The sequence below is a fragment of the Cryobacterium lyxosi genome (assembly GCF_004403345.1).
Classification (GTDB): Bacteria; Actinomycetota; Actinomycetes; order Actinomycetales; family Microbacteriaceae; genus Cryobacterium; species Cryobacterium lyxosi.
Genome location: NZ_SOGT01000011.1, coordinates 37,060 through 56,034, shown reverse-complemented (window position 1 = coordinate 56,034; position 18,975 = coordinate 37,060). Strand labels below are relative to the sequence as shown.

At 64.7% G+C, this 18,975-nt stretch carries 12 protein-coding genes; 7 read left to right on the top strand and 5 right to left on the bottom strand.

All coding sequences use genetic code 11. The features are described 5' to 3' along the window. Positions 1 to 194 precede the first annotated feature (194 nt). Entirely contained in the window at positions 195 to 467 is a 273-nt protein-coding gene (locus tag E3T27_RS08285; RefSeq protein ID WP_134572230.1) for a DUF4031 domain-containing protein, read from the top strand. Positions 468 to 878: 411 nt separating this feature from the next. On the opposite strand, the gene E3T27_RS08280 is transcribed toward E3T27_RS08285, so the two are convergent. Beyond that, a complete protein-coding gene (locus E3T27_RS08280) occupies positions 879 to 3,905 on the bottom strand; it encodes an Rne/Rng family ribonuclease (RefSeq protein ID WP_420898054.1) in 3,027 nt (1,008 codons plus the stop codon). Positions 3,906 to 4,212: 307 nt separating this feature from the next. Here E3T27_RS08280 and E3T27_RS08275 point away from each other — a divergent pair, with 307 nt between their 5' ends. Continuing rightward, positions 4,213 to 4,812 (top strand): vitamin K epoxide reductase family protein, encoded by a 600-nt coding sequence (locus E3T27_RS08275; protein ID WP_166786156.1) that lies wholly within the window; start codon positions 4,213 to 4,215, stop codon positions 4,810 to 4,812. Positions 4,813 to 4,886: 74 nt separating this feature from the next. On the opposite strand, the gene ndk is transcribed toward E3T27_RS08275, so the two are convergent. From ndk to ileS, 4 genes are all read right to left on the bottom strand, one after another. Continuing rightward, complete coding sequence (ndk, locus tag E3T27_RS08270; protein ID WP_134572229.1) at positions 4,887 to 5,309, bottom strand: nucleoside-diphosphate kinase; 423 nt, start codon at positions 5,307 to 5,309, stop codon at positions 4,887 to 4,889. Then, positions 5,306 to 5,728, bottom strand: a complete 423-nt coding sequence (locus E3T27_RS08265) for a DUF4233 domain-containing protein (protein WP_233200952.1) — start codon at positions 5,726 to 5,728, stop codon at positions 5,306 to 5,308. Before E3T27_RS08265 ends, ndk begins: the two co-directional genes overlap by 4 nt. Further along, positions 5,725 to 7,095: a bifunctional folylpolyglutamate synthase/dihydrofolate synthase gene (locus tag E3T27_RS08260; protein ID WP_104198097.1), complete on the bottom strand. Its 1,371-nt coding sequence runs from the start codon at positions 7,093 to 7,095 to the stop codon at positions 5,725 to 5,727. The genes E3T27_RS08265 and E3T27_RS08260 overlap by 4 nt, the downstream gene beginning before the upstream one ends. Before the next feature lie 100 nt (positions 7,096 to 7,195). Further along, positions 7,196 to 10,636: an isoleucine--tRNA ligase gene (gene ileS / locus E3T27_RS08255; RefSeq protein WP_420898052.1), complete on the bottom strand. Its 3,441-nt coding sequence runs from the start codon at positions 10,634 to 10,636 to the stop codon at positions 7,196 to 7,198. Between the two features lie 344 nt (positions 10,637 to 10,980). On the opposite strand from ileS, the gene E3T27_RS08250 reads away from it, so the two are divergent. From E3T27_RS08250 to valS, 5 genes are all read left to right on the top strand, one after another. Then, the gene (locus E3T27_RS08250) at positions 10,981 to 12,684 is read left to right on the top strand and encodes an ABC transporter substrate-binding protein (protein WP_134572227.1); all 1,704 of its coding nucleotides are present in this window, start codon (positions 10,981 to 10,983) and stop codon (positions 12,682 to 12,684) included. Between the two features lie 86 nt (positions 12,685 to 12,770). After that, entirely contained in the window at positions 12,771 to 13,709 is a 939-nt protein-coding gene (locus tag E3T27_RS08245) for an ABC transporter permease (RefSeq protein ID WP_134572429.1), read from the top strand. After that, positions 13,706 to 14,566, top strand: coding sequence for an ABC transporter permease (locus E3T27_RS08240; protein ID WP_104197842.1), 861 nt, complete (start codon positions 13,706 to 13,708; stop codon positions 14,564 to 14,566). Before E3T27_RS08245 ends, E3T27_RS08240 begins: the two co-directional genes overlap by 4 nt. Then, complete coding sequence (locus tag E3T27_RS08235) at positions 14,563 to 16,248, top strand: dipeptide ABC transporter ATP-binding protein (protein ID WP_134572226.1); 1,686 nt, start codon at positions 14,563 to 14,565, stop codon at positions 16,246 to 16,248. The genes E3T27_RS08240 and E3T27_RS08235 overlap by 4 nt, the downstream gene beginning before the upstream one ends. Positions 16,249 to 16,375: 127 nt before the next feature. After that, the gene (gene valS / locus E3T27_RS08230) at positions 16,376 to 18,970 is read left to right on the top strand and encodes a valine--tRNA ligase (RefSeq protein ID WP_134572225.1); all 2,595 of its coding nucleotides are present in this window, start codon (positions 16,376 to 16,378) and stop codon (positions 18,968 to 18,970) included. Positions 18,971 to 18,975 lie beyond the last annotated feature (5 nt).

Sequence of the window (18,975 nt, the reverse complement as noted above, 5' to 3'; positions counted from 1 at the left end):
ACTCCGAATCTGGAAATTTGCTGCATGGCCGGGCCGGTTGGCCCAGAGCACTCAGAAAATCATGGTGTTTGCGTTGATATTGCCTAACACACACCAAGGGTTGACTTTACCTGATCCGCTACCCGTGGTCAAACCAATGGCGCGGCGTGTCTGAACCACGGTGTCTGAACCAGTGCGGCTCATAGACTTCGATCATGGCAATACTTATCGACCAGCCTAGCTGGCTGGCGCACGGAACGGTGTGGGCACACCTCGTGAGTGATGCGAATCTTGACGAATTGCACGCTTTCGCGGCCGCAGCCGGCGTTCCGCGACGTGGTTTCGACCGTGACCACTACGACGTCCCTGAGGCTCGCTACGCCGATCTGGTCGCCGCCGGGGCACTGCCGGTGAGCTTTCGCGAGATGATCGTGCGGTTGCGCTCCAGCGGGCTGCGTGTGACGGCTCGAGAACGGCGTCTCGGATAGCAAACTGCTTCCCGCGTACGCTCACGTAGCGTCGAACCCGAGCACGCCGGGGCGCCGCAAACCGGCCGCAGGTTCACGACCACGATCGTCGCATTCGCTGCCTCGGCGCTGACCGGGCACCGTCGAAAAAGTTTGGTGTCACGCTTCAGCGATCGGCAACCTGTTCAGAAGGCAGAATATCGTTCGCCTGATCCACCGGCAGAATTTCGACCGGGGTGAACGCGACCGGGTCGCTCGCCGCGCTCACGCCCGCATCGAAGCGGTGGGCGTGCTACGAGGATGTGGCAGCCCCAGCCGACGACCCGCTGCGTAGTGACGATGGTGAGCGGGTCCCTTGGGGCAAGGCCGGGAGGCCATCGCCGCAGGAGACCTACGCACCGATTGCGTTATCGCCTGACCTGGCGCCGCGGCCTATTCACCCGGCGGCAACTGGCTCGGTGCCGATGCGGACGTCACCGTACCCGTCTTGGTCAGAATGGCCTGCCCACCAGGACCTCCGGCGGTCGTGACGCGGCGGCTGCGCGCGCGTCCCTGACCGGGAAGTTTCGGCTCGGGCAGCGAATCCAACACCGAGTCCAGCAGCTGGTCAGTGACCTGCTTGCTGGGGCGCCGCGCGGTACGCGTCGCCTTCTTCACCGGAATGTCGAGGATATCGACAGACTCCGATATATCGGCTGCGAGCGACTGCACGGCGACGGGCGACTGCACGGCCGGCGCCCCAGCCGGCAGGGCGCTGCGACCACCGCGGGTGCGGGGCGCCCCTGCCATGGCGGCGGTGCCGACGAGTGGCTCGGTGACCGGCGTAGTCAATACGGCTGCGTCGGTCTGTTCCGTGTTGGCCTGACCGATGTTCCCCGGCTCGGCGTCCGCCTGTTCCGTGCCAGCCTGCTTCGTGCCAGCCTGCTTCGTGCCAGCCTGACGAGCACGAGCTTGTTCGGACCGCGACTGCTGGCCGCGCCCGCCTTGACCGCGCGAACGAGACTGACGGCCTCGTGAACGCTCGGCAGTCGTCGGTTCGACCGCTTCGGTGCTGGCGGGTCCAGCGCCAGCCAGCTCGGTGCTGGCCAGTTCGGTGCTCGCCAGCACAATGCCAGCCAACTCGGTGCCAGCCAGCTCGGTGCCAGCCAGCTCGGTGCCAGCCAGCTCGATACTGGCAGCCCCGGTGGTGGCAGTACCGGTGGTGACCGGTGCGACCTTCGCTGCACCAGCATCAGCATCCGCTGCCCGCGTATCCGAAGCTGGGATGATCGCGATGGAGCCGGTGCGGGTGATGGTACGGGCGGCGATCAGCGCGAGGGCCTGCTTGGCGTCCTCCGTGATGCCGTGGGTGCCCTGACCGCTTTTCGGCGCGTCGAACCCGGCGCTGCTGCCGGAATGCGCGTCACGGTTGAAACCGTCGCGCTGGCCCGAATTGTCGCGGCCGTTTCCCGACCCGTTGTTTCCTCCACCGTTGGTGCCCGCCGCATTGCTGCCGCCCTTGGCGCGCGGACGGCGTTCCTGCGGCGGCTGCGCGGTCTGGCGGTGTTTGGTGACCGGGTCGTGGTGCACGATGATGCCGCGGCCGGCGCAAGACTCACAGTCTTCGCTGAACGATTCCAACAGTCCGAGGCCGAGCTTTTTGCGCGTCATCTGAACGAGCCCGAGCGAGGTGACCTCGGCCACCTGGTGCTTGGTGCGGTCTCGACTGAGGCATTCGATCAGCCGGCGCGACACGAGGTCGCGGTTGGACTCGAGCACCATGTCGATGAAGTCGACCACGATAATGCCCCCGATATCGCGCAGGCGCAGCTGGCGCACGATCTCTTCAGCCGCTTCGAGGTTGTTCTTGGTGACGGTCTCTTCGAGGTTTCCCCCACTGCCGACAAACTTGCCGGTGTTGACGTCGACGACGGTCATGGCCTCGGTGCGGTCGATCACGAGGGATCCGCCGGACGGCAACCAGACCTTGCGGTCGAGGGCCTTTTCGATCTGCTCCGAGATGCGGAACGCATCGAAGGAATCAATCTCGCCCTCATAGGTTTCAACGCGCTCGAGCAGATCGGGAGCGACCTGGCTGAGGTACGTCTCAATTGTGGACCGCACGTCGGGGCCGGCCACGACCATGCGCTGGAAGTCTTCGTTGAAGACGTCCCGCACGATTTTGACCAGCAGGTCGGGCTCGCTGTGCAGCTCGGCGGGCGCCTGCGCGGACTCGACCTGCTCAGCGATGTTCGCCCACTGCTCACGAAGCCGGTTGACATCGACGGTGAGCTGCTCATCGGTCGCGCCCTCAGCAGCGGTGCGTACGATCACGCCAACGTTGTCGGGGAGTACCTCTTTGAGAATCTTCTTCAGGCGGGCGCGTTCGGTGTCGGGAAGCTTGCGGCTGATGCCGTTCATCGAACCGTTGGGTACGTAGACCAGGTAGCGGCCAGGCAGGGAGACCTGGCTGGTGAGGCGGGCACCCTTGTGCCCGATCGGGTCTTTAGTGACCTGCACGAGCACCTGGTCGCCGGGCTTGAGCGCGAGCTCGATGCGGCGGGCCTGATTGTTGCTGCCGGAGTTCTCGGCGGCAGCATCCCAGTCAACTTCACCGGAGTAGAGCACAGCGTTGCGACCACGCCCGATGTCGACGAAGGCGGCTTCCATGCTTGGGAGCACGTTCTGCACTCGCCCGAGGTAGACGTTGCCGATGAGGGAGGCGTCCTGGTTCTTGGCGACGTAGTGCTCAACCAGCACGCCGTCTTCAAGCACACCGATCTGGATTTTATTGTGCTTGGCGCGCACGACCATGAGGCGGTCGACGGACTCACGACGGGCGAGGAACTCTGCCTCCGTGATAACCGGGCGGCGACGTCCGGCGTCACGGCCGTCGCGGCGACGCTGCTTCTTTGCTTCGAGCCGGGTCGATCCCTTGATGCGCTGAGGTTCGGTGATGAGTTCGGGTTCGCGCGGGGCGCGTACCTTGACCACCGTGTTGGCCGGGTCGTCGGTGCCTGATCTGTTCTCATCGCCGGTGCGCCGACGGGCTCGACGACGAACCGTCGTCGCCTCTTCTTCCTCGTCGTCATCCAGATCGCGCTCTTGCTGGTGCGACTCCTGCGCCGAGCGGATACCCGTGCGTGCCATCATCGGCAGAATTTCCGGTGCCTGGAACAACAGGGACAACGACGGGCGTACGGGTGCCGCTGCCTGCGCGACTGGTCCGTCGTGCGCCGTGTCGTTTGCCGGCGTTGCAGCGGTCATCTGCTGCGCTCCGGTGACGTTGTTGTACTCCGCGATGGTTGTCTTGGCGGGTACAGGTTCAGCGGTTGCAGGTTCAGCGGTTGCAGGCTCAGCGGTGACTGACACTGCCGGGGCCTCGATCGCTGGTTCTGTCGAACGGGTGACCGGCGCCTTCCGGGTTGATTTGCGAGGGCCGAACAGGCTCTTGCGTTTCTTGTTTTCGTTGTCTTCCACCATCACTGGTGCGCTCCTTGACCGCTGTGGATGACCGCGCCACCCACCGGTTACTCTCTCGTGCGGGATTGTCACCTTCGTGACGATTCCGCGAACTTTTTTTACTACGGCAACCGGCGTTGCCCCCTGTTGCTGTTCGGGGACTGTGCTCTGGCTGCAAATACTTCGGATCGTGGGACCCTAATTCTGGGCGACTATTGCCCAGGCAAGCTTCTTTGGCGTCTGCTTGAGCGCGGCTCAACGACTACCAGTGATTATCGCATGTAATCGCACAAACCCACGCAGCACGCGTGGCATAATCGCAAGCGTGCCTCAGACAGAGCGTTCTCAGCGTCCAACCGGCCTGGCTATTTTCCTGATCATCGCCGGATTAATCGCACTCGCAGCGGCATTCGCCCTCACACTCGACAAGATCCGCCTGCTGGAGGATCCGAACGCTCAATTGAGTTGCAGCTTCAGTGTTCTCATCGGATGCGCGACCAACCTCGCCTCGCCCCAGGGCGCAGTGCTCGGCTTTCCGAACCCGCTGATCGGGCTCGTCGCCTGGAGCGTGGTTATCACGATCGGTGTCGCCATTCTGGCCGGAGCCAAATTTGCCCGCTGGTTCTGGATCGGCCTGAACGTTGGGATGCTCGCCGCGATTGTTTTCGTGATCTGGCTGATCGCCCAGAGTATTTTCGTGCTAGACGTGCTGTGTCCGTGGTGCATGGTGACCTGGGCGGTGACCATTCCGGCCTTTTTGGCTGTGACGCTGTATAACTTCACGGTGGGCAATCTGCCCGGTGGGGCATCCGTTCGCCGCGTGGCCGACGCCGCGTATTCCTGGATATTCGTCATAACCATCGTCTGCTACATCGTGTTCTTCATCGTCGCGCAGGTCAACATGGACGTGTTGAATCGTCTGTGACGCGCTGGTGCAGACAGAAGTGGCCCGCCTCACTGATGAGACGGGCCACTCCTGGCCTACCGGATGCTGTTCGGTCAGTCGAACCAGAGCGCGAGCTCACGCGCGGCCGACTCGGGCGAGTCCGAGCCGTGCACGAGGTTCTGCTGAACTTTGGAGCCCCAGTCACGGCCGAGGTCACCGCGGATCGTGCCGGGCGCGGCGGTCGTGGGATCGGTCGTGCCGGCCAGGGCGCGAACCCCCTCGATGACCCGGTTGCCTGCGACGCGGAACGCGACGATGGGCCCACTTTCCATAAATTCAACGAGCGGCTCGAAGAACGGTTTGCCCTCGTGCTCGGCATAGTGTGCCGCGAGAAGCGAGCGGTCAGGCTCGACCAGCTTCACGTCAACCAGGGAGTATCCCTTGGCCTCGATGCGGCGCAGGATCTCGCCGGTCAGGTTGCGGGCAACGCCGTCGGGTTTGACCAAAACGAGGGTTTCTTCGACCGTGGTGTTCATTCAATCTCCTTCTGATGATCTATTCGTGAGCCGGTGACCATGCAGTACGTCCACATGGCAGCAAAGAGTGCGCCAACAAAAAACATGGCCGGGGTGATGAACCCGGTAGCGATGATGACCGCCTGCAGCAGCCAGCCGATCGGGTAGGACCAGCGAAAACGGAGCAGTGCGATCAGGACGACCATGGCCAGGCACAGCAGCACACCGCCAATGATGACAGTCAGCGGTGAGACCGGACCCGGCTCGGTCGCCACCGATACCAGCCCGAGGGTGACCACCGCACCGAGAAATACGACGATGGTTTCGAAGCCGAGCACGATGGTAGCGAGTGTGCGTTTGACCGAGCGCGGGCCGGGCGACCGGCGAAACCGACCTGCGCGCGAGTCAGCGTCTGCATCGTCGGCGCCCACGGAGCTCATTTCTCCATCCATTCGCCGGCGACCGCCAGGGTGATCGCTTCGCCGACGAGCACGATCGACCCGGTGACGAGCACGGCACGCTTGGGGGCCTCGGCGGCCCATTCCCGTGCGCTCTCCAGCGCGCCGGCCAGGTCGTCGAAGCGAAAAGTAACCTCATCGCTCGTCCACTCGGCGATGTTGTCAGCGAGGTCGTCCATGCGCGCGGCGCGCTCGGAGTGCGGCTCCGTAACGTAGAACCGGTCGACCTGGGGGGCGAGGGCGGCAATGATGCCCTCGGCGTCCTTGTCGGCGAGAATCCCGACAACCACGGCGATTTCATCGAAGTCGAAGTAGTCCTCGAGGGCGGCGGCGAGAGCGCCGGCGCCGTGCGGGTTGTGCGCGGCGTCTACGAGAACGGTCGGTTCGATGCCGACGAGCTGCAAGCGACCGGGCGAAGTCGCCGTGCCGAGGCCTTCCGCGAGCAGGTCACCGACCAGCGCCTGGCTGCCCGCGCCGAGGAACGACTCGACGGCAGCAATGGCAAGCGCCGCATTGTGGGCCTGATGAGTGCCGTACAGCGGCAGGAACAGGTCCGTATAGGTGCCGGCGAGACCGCGGACCGAGATGACCTGCCCGCCGACAGCGACGGTACTGGAAATCAGTTCGAAGCCCTCGTTCTCACGCGCGAGCGTCGCCTCGCTCAGCTCGGCGGCACGGTTGAGTTCGGCCTGCACGTCGGCGCTCTGCGCTGCGGAGACAACGGCGGCTGCCGGCTTGATGATGCCGCTCTTGGTGCGGGCGATCTCGGCAACGGTCGTGCCGAGTCGCAGGGTGTGGTCCAGCGCGATCGGCGTGAACACCGCGACCTGCCCGTCGGCGACGTTGGTGGAGTCCCACTCGCCGCCCATCCCGACCTCGATCACGGCCACGTCTACCGGCGCGTCAGCGAAGCAGGCGTACGCGAGCACGGTGAGCGCCTCGAAGAAGGTCAGCGGCACTTCGCCGGCGGCATCGAGTTCGGCGTCGACGAGCTGCAGGTAGGGCTGGATGTCGGCCCAGTTAGCGGCAAGGATCTGGTCGCTGATCGGCTCGCCGTCAATGACGATGCGCTCGTTCAGCCGCACCAGGTGCGGGCTGGTGAGCAGACCAGTGCGCAGCCCGTAGGCCCGAACAATGCTCTCGACCAAGCGGCTCGTGCTGGTCTTGCCGTTCGTGCCGGCCACGTGGATGATCGGGTACGACCCCTGCGGGTCGCCGAGAAAATCGAGGGCGCGCCGGGTTGGGGCCAGGCGCGGCTGCGGCTGCGATTCCCCCACCCGCTGCAATAATTCAGCGAAAACAGCGTCGCCGGCTTCGCGAAAAGCGTCCAGCGGAGCCGGCTGGTTCATCGGCTCCTCGTCGTCGCCGCGCCCGGTGATGTTCTTCCAATCAGTGCTGTCGTCGGCGGGTGCGCCGTCGGTAGGGGTGTCGTCGGTAGGGGTGTCGTTCTCAGACAAGGATGGCTCCGTTCACGCGCGCGACGGCCACAATGACGGCGCCCTGGTTGACATAGTGGTGTGCTTCAAACCGGACGTAGTGTTCGACGGGAGCGCCGACGCGAGCCTCGAGCCACTCCGACGGCAACTCCGCAAGAATTTCCCCGGTTGACGGGCGATGCGTGGTGAAACTCGTGGCGAGTGTCTCGGCCGCCACATCGACCCCGAGGGCGAGGTCGAAGGATTCGGCATCCGTTTCGCTCTGAAAGACCAGATCGAGACGGATGCGGTCGCTCACCGAAAAACCGGCCGACTTGCGGGTGTCCTGCACGGCGCGAATCAGGTCGCGGGCGAAACCTTCAGCCTCAAGTTCGGGCGTGGTGTTCGTCGCGAGAAGCGCAAAACCGCCGCCGGGCAACAACGCCAAGGCCGTCCCGCCGTCAGTACCGACGTTGTTCGCTTCGAGAGTCAACTCGAATTCGCTCGCTTCGAGCGCGATGCCACCGGCCGTGACGACGCCGTCGGACTCGCTCCAGTCACCGGCACGCGCGGCCTTGATAACGTGCTGCACCTGCTTACCGAGGCGGGGACCTGCAGCCCGGGCGTTGACGACGAGCTTGCTCGTGACACCGTAGGCGGCGGCACTGTCGTCTTCAAGCTCGATCAAGGTGACCGTTTTCACATTGAGCTCATCGCGGAGGATTCCCACGAACGCCGAAAGTGCGGCGGTATTGCCGGTGACGACAGTGAGGTTGGTCAACGGCAGGCGCACGCGCAGGCTTGCCTGCTTGCGAAGCGATAACACGGTGCTGCTGATCAGGCGCACCTGATCCATCGCGACGACCAGGTTCTCGTCGGCGGGGAACAGGGTGGCGTCTGGCCAGTCCTCGAGGTGCACGCTGCGGCCGCCGGTCAGGCCCTGCCAGATGCGCTCGGTGACCAGCGGCAGCAGCGGCGCGGTGACCCGGCAGAGGGTTTCGAGAACGGTGTAGAGGGTGTCGAAGGCTTCGTGGGCGGTAGCACCTTCGGCCGCTCCACCCCAGAATCGGTCGCGTGACCGGCGCACGTACCAATTGGTGAGTACGTCGGCGAAGTCGCGCAGGCGAGCAGCCGCGACCGTACTGTCGAGCGCTTCGAGATCGGTCGTGACACCCACAATCAGGTCGCGGGTCTTGGCGAGAAGGTAGCGGTCGAGAACGTCGGTGGAGTCGGTGCGCCACTGGCCTTCATAACCCCGTGAGTCGGAGCCGGTGGCACCGTCGGTTCCTGAGGCGTTGGCGTAGAGCGAAAAGAAGTACCAGGTGCTCCACAAAGGCAGCATGACCTGGCGGGCAGCCTCGCGAATGCCCTCCTCGGTGACGACGAGGTTGCCGCCGCGCAGCACCGGCGAGCTCATCAGGAACCAGCGCATGGCGTCGGCGCCGTCACGGTCGAAGACCTCATTGACGTCAGGGTAATTGCGAAGCGACTTGCTCATCTTCTGGCCGTCGTTGCCGAGCACGATGCCGTGGCTGACCACGTTTTTAAACGCGGGCCGGTCGAACAGTGCAGTAGAGAGCACGTGCAGCAGGTAGAACCAGCCGCGGGTCTGCCCAATGTACTCGACGATGAAGTCGGCCGGGTTGTGCGCCTCGAACCAGTCCTTGTTCTCGAACGGGTAGTGCACCTGGGCGAACGGCATCGAGCCGGAGTCGAACCAGACGTCGAGCACGTCATCGATGCGGCGCATCGTGGACTGGCCGGTGGGGTCGTCGGGATTCGGGCGGGTGAGTTCATCGATGTAGGGGCGGTGCAGGTCGGTGGGGCGTACGCCGAAGTCGGCGGCCAGTTCGTCGAGCGAGCCGTAGACATCCGTTCGTGGGTACTCGGGGTTGTCGCTTTTCCAGACCGGGATGGGCGAGCCCCAGTACCGATTACGGCTGATGGACCAGTCGCGGGCGTTGCCGATCCACTTGCCGAACTGGCCGTCTTTCACGTTCTCCGGAACCCAGTTCACTTCCTGGTTGAGCTCGACCATGCGCGGGCGAAAGTCGGTGACGCGCACGAACCAGCTCGACACCGCCTTGTAGATAAGGGGGTTGCGGCAGCGCCAGCAGTGCGGGTAGGAGTGTTCATAGCTGGCCTGGCGCAGCAGCCGGCCGTTGGCTTTGAGCAGCGCGGTGAGGGGCTTGTTGGCATCGCTCCAGAGCACTCCGGCGACCTCGGGAACGTCACTGAGAAACTTTCCGCCGTCGTCGAGGGAGAGGATGACCGGGATGCCGGCGGCCTCACCGATCTTCTGGTCCTCCTCGCCGTAGGCGGGCGCCTGGTGCACGATGCCGGTACCGTCGCTCGTGGTGACATAGTCGGCGACGAGGATGCGCCACGCGTTCTGGGTGCCCCAGATCGATGCGTCGGCGTAGTAGTCGAACAGGCGGTCGTAGGAGACCCCCTCGAGTTCGCTGCCGAGCACGGTGCGCGATACAGCAGCGGATGCCTCCGCTGCGTTCTCGTAGCCGAGGTCTTTCGCGTAGTTGCCGACCAGGTCGATCGCGATGAGGTACTCGGCGCCGAGCACCTCAGCTGACGCCACTGCTCCCTCGCGCAGCACCTCGGCGTCTGGCGTTCCGTTCGGGCCGGCCGGCACCACGGCGTAGACAATTGTGGGGCCCACGGCGAGCGCGAAGTTCGTCGGCAGGGTCCACGGGGTCGTCGTCCAGGCCAGGGCCCGGACCGCTGTGAGGCCGAGCGCTTCGGCTTTGGCACCGATCAGCGGAAAGGTCACGGTGACCGTCTGGTCCTGGCGCATCTTGTAGACGTCGTCGTCCATGCGCAGTTCGTGGTTGGACAGCGGGGTCTGGTCGCGCCAGCAGTACGGCAGCACCCGGTAGCCCTCATAGGCGAGACCCTTGGTGTGCAGCTGCTTGAAGGCCCAGATCACCGATTCCATGAACGTGATGTCGAGGGTCTTGTAATCATTGTCGAAGTCGACCCAGCGAGCCTGGCGAGTGACGTACTCTTCCCAGTCCTTGGTGTACTCGAGCACCGACTCGCGAGCGACGGCATTGAACGCGGCCAGGCCCATCTCTTCGATCTGGCTCTTGTCGGTGATGCCGAGCTTGCGTTCGGCCTCGAGCTCGGCCGGCAGGCCGTGGGTGTCCCAGCCGAAACGGCGGTGTACCTGCTTGCCGCGCATGGTTTGAAACCGTGGGAACAGGTCTTTGGCGTAGCCGGTGAGGAGGTGACCGTAGTGGGGCAGGCCGTTGGCGAAGGGTGGTCCGTCGTAGAAAGTCCATTCCTCGGCGCCTTCACGCAGGTCGATCGAGGCCTGAAACGTGTCGTCGCTCTTCCAGAAGGCGAGTATGTCGGCTTCCAGCGCGGGAAAGTTCGGCGACGGAACGATGTTCGCGCCGGGCGTCGGCTCACCGTTCAGGGGGGTGCTGCCACTGGGGGCGTTGCGCTTCTTGGGGTACAAATTGCTTCTCCTACCGGGACGGGTCACAGGGGCCCTGCTCCACGAGGACGAACGATCCTGTAGAAATCGCCGCGGTACCACCTCGCTTGCCGCCCACAATTGCCGGGCGACCGCTTGTTCACAGGCTGTGACGGGCCCGACTCGTTCGGTTCTACTGAGCTGTCCACCCGGGGGTGAGCATCCGTTCTTCCGAAGACTTCCCGGTGATAGCCGGGTCACTGTCATTCGCGTTTGATTCTACCGGAACGCAGGCGGCGTTAGTGTTAAAGGCCGGTTCATTCGCACGAGGGGCCGGTTCAACGTGCTATCAACTCGGCAGCGAATGCCGGGGAAAGAGTTTGTGAATGCCTACCCGGCCCGCCTCCCACAGCCCCGCCCCAACTGGCACTCCGGCGCGAACCGCTCCACGGCGCACTACTCGTGCGCTTGGTTCCCTCGCCGGCCTGGTCGCCCTCGGGCTGCTCGTCGCCGGCTGCACCGCGGCCGGTTCGACCGAATCGGTCGGTGAGCCCAAAAGTGGCGGCACGATCACCTACGCCTCGGGCGACGCCGAACCAAGCTGCCTCGACCCGCACGTCGGCGGAAACTTTCCCCAGGCGCTGGTCAGCGCCCAATACCTCGAGTCGCTCGTCTCCCGCAACAGCAGTGGCCAGATCATCCCCTGGCTGGCCGAGTCCTGGGTTCCGAGCGCCGACGGCCTGACCTGGGAATTCACCCTGCGCGACGACGTGACTTTCACCGACGGCACGGTTTTCGACGCGAGCGCGGTGCAGGCCAACATTGCTCATCTGCAAGACCCGACGACGCTGTCCTCGACCGGATACCTCGCCCTCGGTAAGGTCACCGGCACCGAGGCGGTCTCCCCCACCGTCGTGCGCTTCACCCTCAGCGAACCCGACAGTGCCCTGCTGGAATCGCTGTCCCAGCCGTGGCTCGCCATCGAATCGCCGGCGGCGCTCGAACGCAGCCAGGACGAGAACTGCGCTGCCCCGGTCGGCACCGGCCCGTTTATCGTGGAGAGCTGGGTGAAACAGAACGCCATCACCCTGGTGCGCAACGATGACTACGTTTCCCCGCCAGCGGATGCCGGCCATTCCGGTCCCGCCTACCTCGACACGGTTATCTGGCGGTTCATTCCCGATTCCGCTTCGCGGTACGCAGCCCTGCAGTCCGGCGAGGTCGACGTGATCGACAACGCCCAGCCCGACACGATCGTGCAGGCCGAGCAGAGTGATTCACTCGAAGAGCTCGATTCCCCGCGTCCCGGCTCTTCCAACCGCATCGAACTGAACTCGGGTCAAGCGCCCTTCGACGATGTGCGCGTTCGGGAGGCGTTCATCCGGTCGGCGAACGTCGACGACGCCGTGTCGAGCCTGTTCCAGGGCACGGCGACCCGCTCGTACTCGGCACTGTCGAGCGTCGAGCCGACCGCCGTCTCGAACGCCGCCCTGTTCGCCTATGATCCGACCGCTGCCGGTACCCTGCTCGATGAAGCCGGCTGGAACGAGACTGATGCCGACGGTTACCGCATCAAAGACGGCGTTCGCCTGACGGTGGAGTTTCCGGTGAGTACCAACCAGTCCATTCCCGCCGAGCAGAGCGTATTCGAGCAGATCCAGGCCACGGCGAAGGCCACCGGTTTCGAGGTAAAACTGCGCCCGATGGATCTTTCCAGCTGGTACGCCGCCCTCGCCAGCAACGACTACGACGCGGTCAGCGCGCCGTACACCAAGGTCGGCCCCGACGTACTGCGCATTCTGTACCACTCCGACAGCATCGTGCCGGCACCGAGCGGCTATTTCGCCAATCTCGCCCAGGTCAGTGACCCCGCGATCGACGAGCTGCTCACGACTGCTGCGAGCACGGCGGATGCCACAGAACGCGCGGCACTCTATTCCGATGCCCAAGACCGCATTCTGGAGGGCTTCTACATTCTGCCGCTCTACGACCAACAGAACCACTTTCTGCTGCGTAGCGACGTGATAGGCCTGCGTACCCTACCGACCGTGGCCGTTCCCACGCTGTACGACGTGTGGCTGAACCGGTAGCGCCGGCCGGTCGCCCCGGACCGGGCCGGGCTCTCCCCGACCGGGACGGTGCCAGCGCGCGCGCTCGATTCCCCGTCGCGCTCGAGATGTTGGCCCTTGTGCTCCCCCGACTCGCAGCCCGACTGGCCGGATCTGTCTTCGTGCTGTGGATGGTGGCCACCATTACGTTCTTTGCGGTGCGACTCATTCCGGGTGACCCCGCCCAGGCCGTTCTGGGGGGTCCGGGATCGCAAGCCTCGCCGGAGGCGCTTGCTGCCGTGAGCGCCGAATATGGCTTCGACCAACCGGTGATCGTGCAGTATTTCGCCCAGCTGGGCCGGCTCATAACCGGCGACCTCGGGCGGTCGTATGCACTCAACACGGATGTCGGACCGCTCGTGCTCAGCCAGCTCGGCGGCACCCTGCTCCTGGCCGTTCTTGCCCTTATTCTCGCCTGGCTGCTCGCCCTCGCCCTCGCCACCTGGTCGACCCGCGGTGGCAAAGTCGCCGCCCGGGTAGGGTCGAGCCTTGAAATCGTCGCGGCCGCACTGCCACACTTCTGGCTCGCGACCTCGTTGATCGTCGTGTTCAGCATCGGGCTCGGCGTGCTGCCGCCGATCAGCACCGGCGACATCGCCGGGCTCGTGTTGCCGGTTCTCACCTTGGCCGTTCCGCTGGCCGGATTTCTCGGGCAGATCATGCGCGAATCGCTCCTCGGCGCGCTGGAGAGCCCCTTCGTACTCTCGGCTCGCGCCCGCGGCGAGAGTGAGCGTGGTGTGCGCTGGGTGCACGCGCTACGCCACGCCTCGCTGCCAGCGATCAGCCTCTCCGGATGGGCGTTCGGTTCCCTGATCAGCGGCGCGGTCGTCGTCGAGACCATTTTCGCCCGCCCCGGCCTCGGCCGCACCCTGCTCAATGCCGTGACCCTTCGGGACGTTCCGGTGGTGATCGGCGTGGTCATGATCGTCGCGGTCGCCTATATCCTGATGACACTGCTCACGGATGCTGCCAGTCGCCTCGTTGATCCGCGATTGCGTCTGACATGAGCGACCTCGAAGTGCAGGCCGGCCTCGCGGCCCAATCCCGCCGGTCCGGCCCGTCGCGCCGTCTCGGGGTTGCCGAGGCAACAGCTGGCGTTCTCGCCTTGTTCCTGGTGGCATCAGCGGTGGTGCCACAGTTGTTGGCACCGGGCGACCCCCTCGCGATCGACCCGCTCTCGGCGTTCCAGCCGCCGAACTTCGCACACGGGTTCGGCACCGACGAATCGGGCCGCGACATCTACACCAGAGTCGTGCACGGCACTCAGTATTCACTCGTGATCGGGGCTGCCGCTACCGCGATCGGACTAGGGCTCGGCATCGTGCTGGGCACCCTGGCTGGGATGCTGGGCCGTGTCATCGATTTCACCGTCAATCGATTTCTTGAGGTACTTTTCGCTTTTCCGGGGTTACTCCTGGCGCTTTTGTTCATTGTCATCTTCGGCCCCGGCGTGGTCACCGCGACGATTGCTGTTGGACTGTCGACAGCACCCGGGTATGCGCGCATCATCAGGGCCCAGCTGATTACCGTGCGATCACAAGCGTTCGTCGAGGCGGCGACCGTGCTCGGCCGCACTCGGTGGCAGATTCTGCTGCGCCACATTCTGCCCAACACCCTCGCCCCCCTGTTCGTTCTCGCAACCCTCGGCATCGGCCAGGCCATTGTCTGGGCGGCAACGCTGAGCTACCTCGGGCTCGGCGCCGAACCGCCGACCGCGGAGTGGGGCGCCATGCTCTCGGCCGGGCGCACCTACATCACCTCGGCCTGGTGGATGAGTTTCTTTCCCGGCCTGTTCATCGTGCTGACCGCCGTGACCGCCACGGTACTCGGCCGCAGCATCGACCGGCGGATGAGGCACGTATGAATGGGCCGGTACTCAAAAGTGACAGTGCTGCCGCGTTGACCGTGCGCAATCTGCGGGTTGGTTTCGGCTCGGCCGAACCGGTCGTTCGCGGTGTGTCGTTCGTCGTCGCCCCGGGTGAGTGCCTCGCCATCGTCGGCGAATCCGGCTCGGGCAAGAGTGTGACCGCCCGCAGCCTGCTTGGTCTGGCCGGTAGGAATTCCCGGGTCAGTGCCGACCGGCTCGAGCTCGGCGGGCAGAACGTTCTGGGGCTGACCGATCGCGCATGGCAGGGCCGACGAGGCAAGGACGTCGGCCTGGTGTTACAGGATGCCCTGGTCTCGCTCGATCCGCTGAGGCCGATCGGCCGAGAGATCGCTGATTCGCTCCGGCTGCACACCGCTCTTGGTGCTGCGGGCCGGGCACGGCGAGTGCTCGAGCTGCTCGACGCGGTCGGACTGCCGCACCCCGAATTGCAGGTGCGCAAGCTCTCGGGGCAGCTATCCGGCGGCGAACGTCAACGTGCTTTGATTGCGGCGGCAATTGCGTTGAACCCGCCGCTGCTGATCGCCGACGAACCGACGACGGCGCTCGACGTCACCGTACAGGCGCAGATTCTGGCACTGCTTGAACAGATCACCGGTGCCGGTACCGCCGTGCTTCTGATCAGCCATGACCTGGCCGTGGTGAGTCGGGTCGCACACCGGGTCGCCGTCATGCACGACGGACAGCTCGTGGAAACCGGCCGCACAACACAGGTTCTAGGCTCGCCCCAGCACGAGCAGACCCGGAGAATGGTCGCCGCGATACCGGCCGACAAACCACGCGGCACGCGACTGAGCCCGTCCGCCAGGCCGGACGCACCGCGCTTTCTCAGCACCTCGAGCACTCTCAGCACACCGACCAATTTCCGCGCTGAGGTTTCGCTCGAAAGCACCGTCGTGCTCGAAGCCATCGGGCTGTCGAAGAGTTTTCGACGCCCCGATGGCACCAGCCAGCTCGCCGTCGACGACGTCTCGTTCACATTGCACCACGGCAGTACCCTCGGCATCGTCGGCGAATCCGGCTCCGGCAAAACCACGGTAGCTCGTCTTCTGCTCGCGTTGCTGGCGCCAGAGCACGGTGAAGTTCACGTCTTCGGCGAGCCGTGGAGCGCGGCCAGCGAAAAGACCCGGCGCGGACTGCGGGCATCCGTTGGGGCGATCTATCAGGACGCCCTCGGCTCGTTCGATCCGCGCTGGAGTGTCGCCGAAATCCTCACCGACGCCCTGAACCTGCGGCACGAGCGCGGCGCACCGCACACGACGACGCGACTCACCAGCCTGCTCGACGAGGTCGGCCTTGCGCCGACCGTGCTGCCCCGACGCCCGCTCGAACTCTCCGGCGGGCAGAGACAGCGGGTTGGTATCGCCCGGGCGCTAGCCGGTCGACCCGAGATTCTCATCTGTGATGAACCCGTCTCCTCACTCGACGTGACCGTTCAGGCCCAAGTGCTCGATCTCCTTGACGACGTGCAGCGAGAGCGCGGGCTCAGCCTCATCTTCATCTCGCACGATCTCGGTGTCGTGCAACACATCAGCGATCAGATCGCGGTCATGCGTGACGGGCGCATCGTAGAAATCGGCCCGGCGGAGCGCGTCTTTGCCGCGCCACAGCATCCATACTCGGCGCAGTTACTCGCCGCAGTGCCCCGCGCACCCGTGTGAAACGAGCGCATTCGCGCTGGGGAGGAAGGCCCCCGTTCGGGGAAAAAGGGCCGATCGGGTAGATTGGATGGGCACACTCGGGCACCTCACCATTCACACGGTGCCGAATACACCGAACCGGAGAGTTATGACCCACGCCGACCGCGTCCCCGAAAAGCCTGCGCTCGAAGGGCTCGAAACCAAGTGGGAGTCCCGCTGGGAAACCGACGGCACTTACCGATTTGCACGAGCGAACGCCACCCGCGAGACGATCTACTCGATCGACACTCCCCCGCCGACCGCATCTGGTTCACTGCACATCGGCCACGTTTTCTCGTACACCCACACCGATGTCGTTGCCCGTTTTCAGCGGATGCGCGGCAAGAACGTGTTCTACCCGATGGGCTGGGATGACAACGGTCTGCCCACCGAACGCCGAGTGCAGAACTTCTACGGCGTGCGCTGCGACCCCTCGCTCGGCTACACCGAGAACTTTGTTCCACCGTTCGAAGGTGGAGACGGCAAGAGCTCCAAGGCCGCCGACCAGTTGCCGATCAGCCGCCGCAACTTCATCGAACTGTGCGAAACCCTCACCAAAGAAGATGAGAAGCAGTTTGAAGCCCTCTGGCGTACCCTCGGCCTGAGTGTCGATTGGACCCAGACCTACCGCACCATCGGCCAGGAGGCGCTGTTCACCTCGCAGCTCGCTTTTCTTGGCAATGTCGAACGCGGCGAGGCGTACCAGGCGATGGCGCCGACCCTCTGGGACGTCACTTTTCGCACCGCTGTGGCCCAGGCCGAACTCGAAGACAAAGAAATGCCCGCCGCGTATCACCGGGTGTCGTTTCTCAAGCCCGACGGCAGCACGATCGAGATCGAGACAACCCGCCCCGAACTTCTCCCGGCGTGCGTCGCCCTCGTCGCGCATCCCGATGACGAACGCTACAAGCATCTGTTCGGCACTACCGTGACGACGCCGGTGTTCGGTGTCGAGGTTCCCGTGCTCGCGCACCACCTCGCCCAGAAGGACAAGGGTTCCGGAATCGCCATGATCTGCACCTTCGGCGACGTGACCGACGTGGTCTGGTGGCGCGAACTCGACCTGCCCAACCGCGCCATCATGGGTTTCGATGGTCGCATCATCGCAGAAGCCCCGGAGGCGATCACCTCCGTCGTCGGCCGCGATGCGTATGCGCAGCTTGCCGGCAAGACCGTGTTCGGCGCGAAGGCCGCCGTGGTTGAGCTTTTGACAGCCAGCGGTGACCTGATCGGCGAGCCGAAGCCGATCGTGCACGCGGTCAAGTTCTTCGAAAAGGGTGACAAACCGCTGGAGATCGTTTCGACTCGCCAGTGGTATATCCGGAACGGTGCCCGCGACGAAAAACTGCGCGCACGGTTGCTCGAGCACGGTACCGAGCTGGCCTGGCACCCTGAATTCATGAAGGTGCGCTACGAGAATTGGGTGAATGGTCTCACCGGCGACTGGCTCATCTCCCGCCAGCGCTTCTTCGGCGTGCCTCTGCCCGTCTGGTACCCGCTCGACACCGACGCCAACCCGGTGTTCGACCAGCCGATTGTCGCCACGCGCGACCTCCTGCCGGTTGATCCCTCTTCGGATGCCGCGCCCGGCTATACCGAGAACCAGCGCGGCGAGGCTGGCGGTTTCGTGGGCGAAGTCGACGTCATGGATACCTGGGCCACGTCCTCGCTCACTCCGCAACTTGCCGGTGGCTGGGAGCGAGACCCGGAACTGTTCCAGCTCGTCTTCCCTTATTCGCTGCGCCCGCAGGGCCAGGACATCATCCGCACCTGGTTGTTCTCCACCGTGCTGCGCGCCGAGCAGCAACACGGTGTGTCGCCGTGGCAGCATACCGCGCTCAGCGGCTTCATCGTCGACCCCGACCGCAAGAAAATGTCGAAGTCGAAGGGCAACGTCGTCACCCCGGCCGACATGCTCGAGAAGCACGGATCCGACGCGGTGCGCTACTGGGCGGCATCCTCGCGCCTGGGCACCGACGCGGCCTTCGACCCACAGAACCCGACGCAGATCAAGATCGGCCGCCGCCTCGCCATCAAGATTCTGAACGCGAGCAAGTTCGTCTCCATGTCGCAGGGCAGCAGTACGGCGCCGATCACCGAACCAGTCGACCAGAGCATGCTCGCCGGCCTCACCGCGGTCGTCGCCCAAGCCACGACCGCGTTTGAGAACTACGATCACGCGCGCGCGCTGGAGACCACGGAAAGCTTCTTCTGGACCTTCTGCGACGACTACCTCGAGCTGGTGAAGGAACGTGCCTACGGCGAGCCCGGGCCCGGCCAGGCTTCTGCCGTTGCCGCGCTGCGCACTGCACTGGCGACACTGTTACGCCTGTTCGCGCCGTTCGTTCCGTTCGCGACCGAAGAAGCCTGGTCCTGGTCGAACGACGGCTCGGTGCACACCGCGCCATGGCCGGTCGCAGCCGATCTGCTCGGCAGTGACGAGGTTGCCACCGGCAATATCGCTCTGCTCGATCTGGCCAGCCGCGCTTTGACGGGAATCCGTCGTGCCAAAACGGATGCGAAGGCGTCGCAAAAGTCCGAGGTGGATTCCGCAGTAATATGCGGTGCTCCCGCCGAGATCGCCCTGCTCACCCTGGCCGCCGCTGATCTCAAAGCTGTTGGTCGCATTCACAATCTGACCTTTGTCGACGGCAGCGAACTCGCTGTGACCGACATCGTGTTCGCCACCGTGTTGGAAAGTTAGGAAAC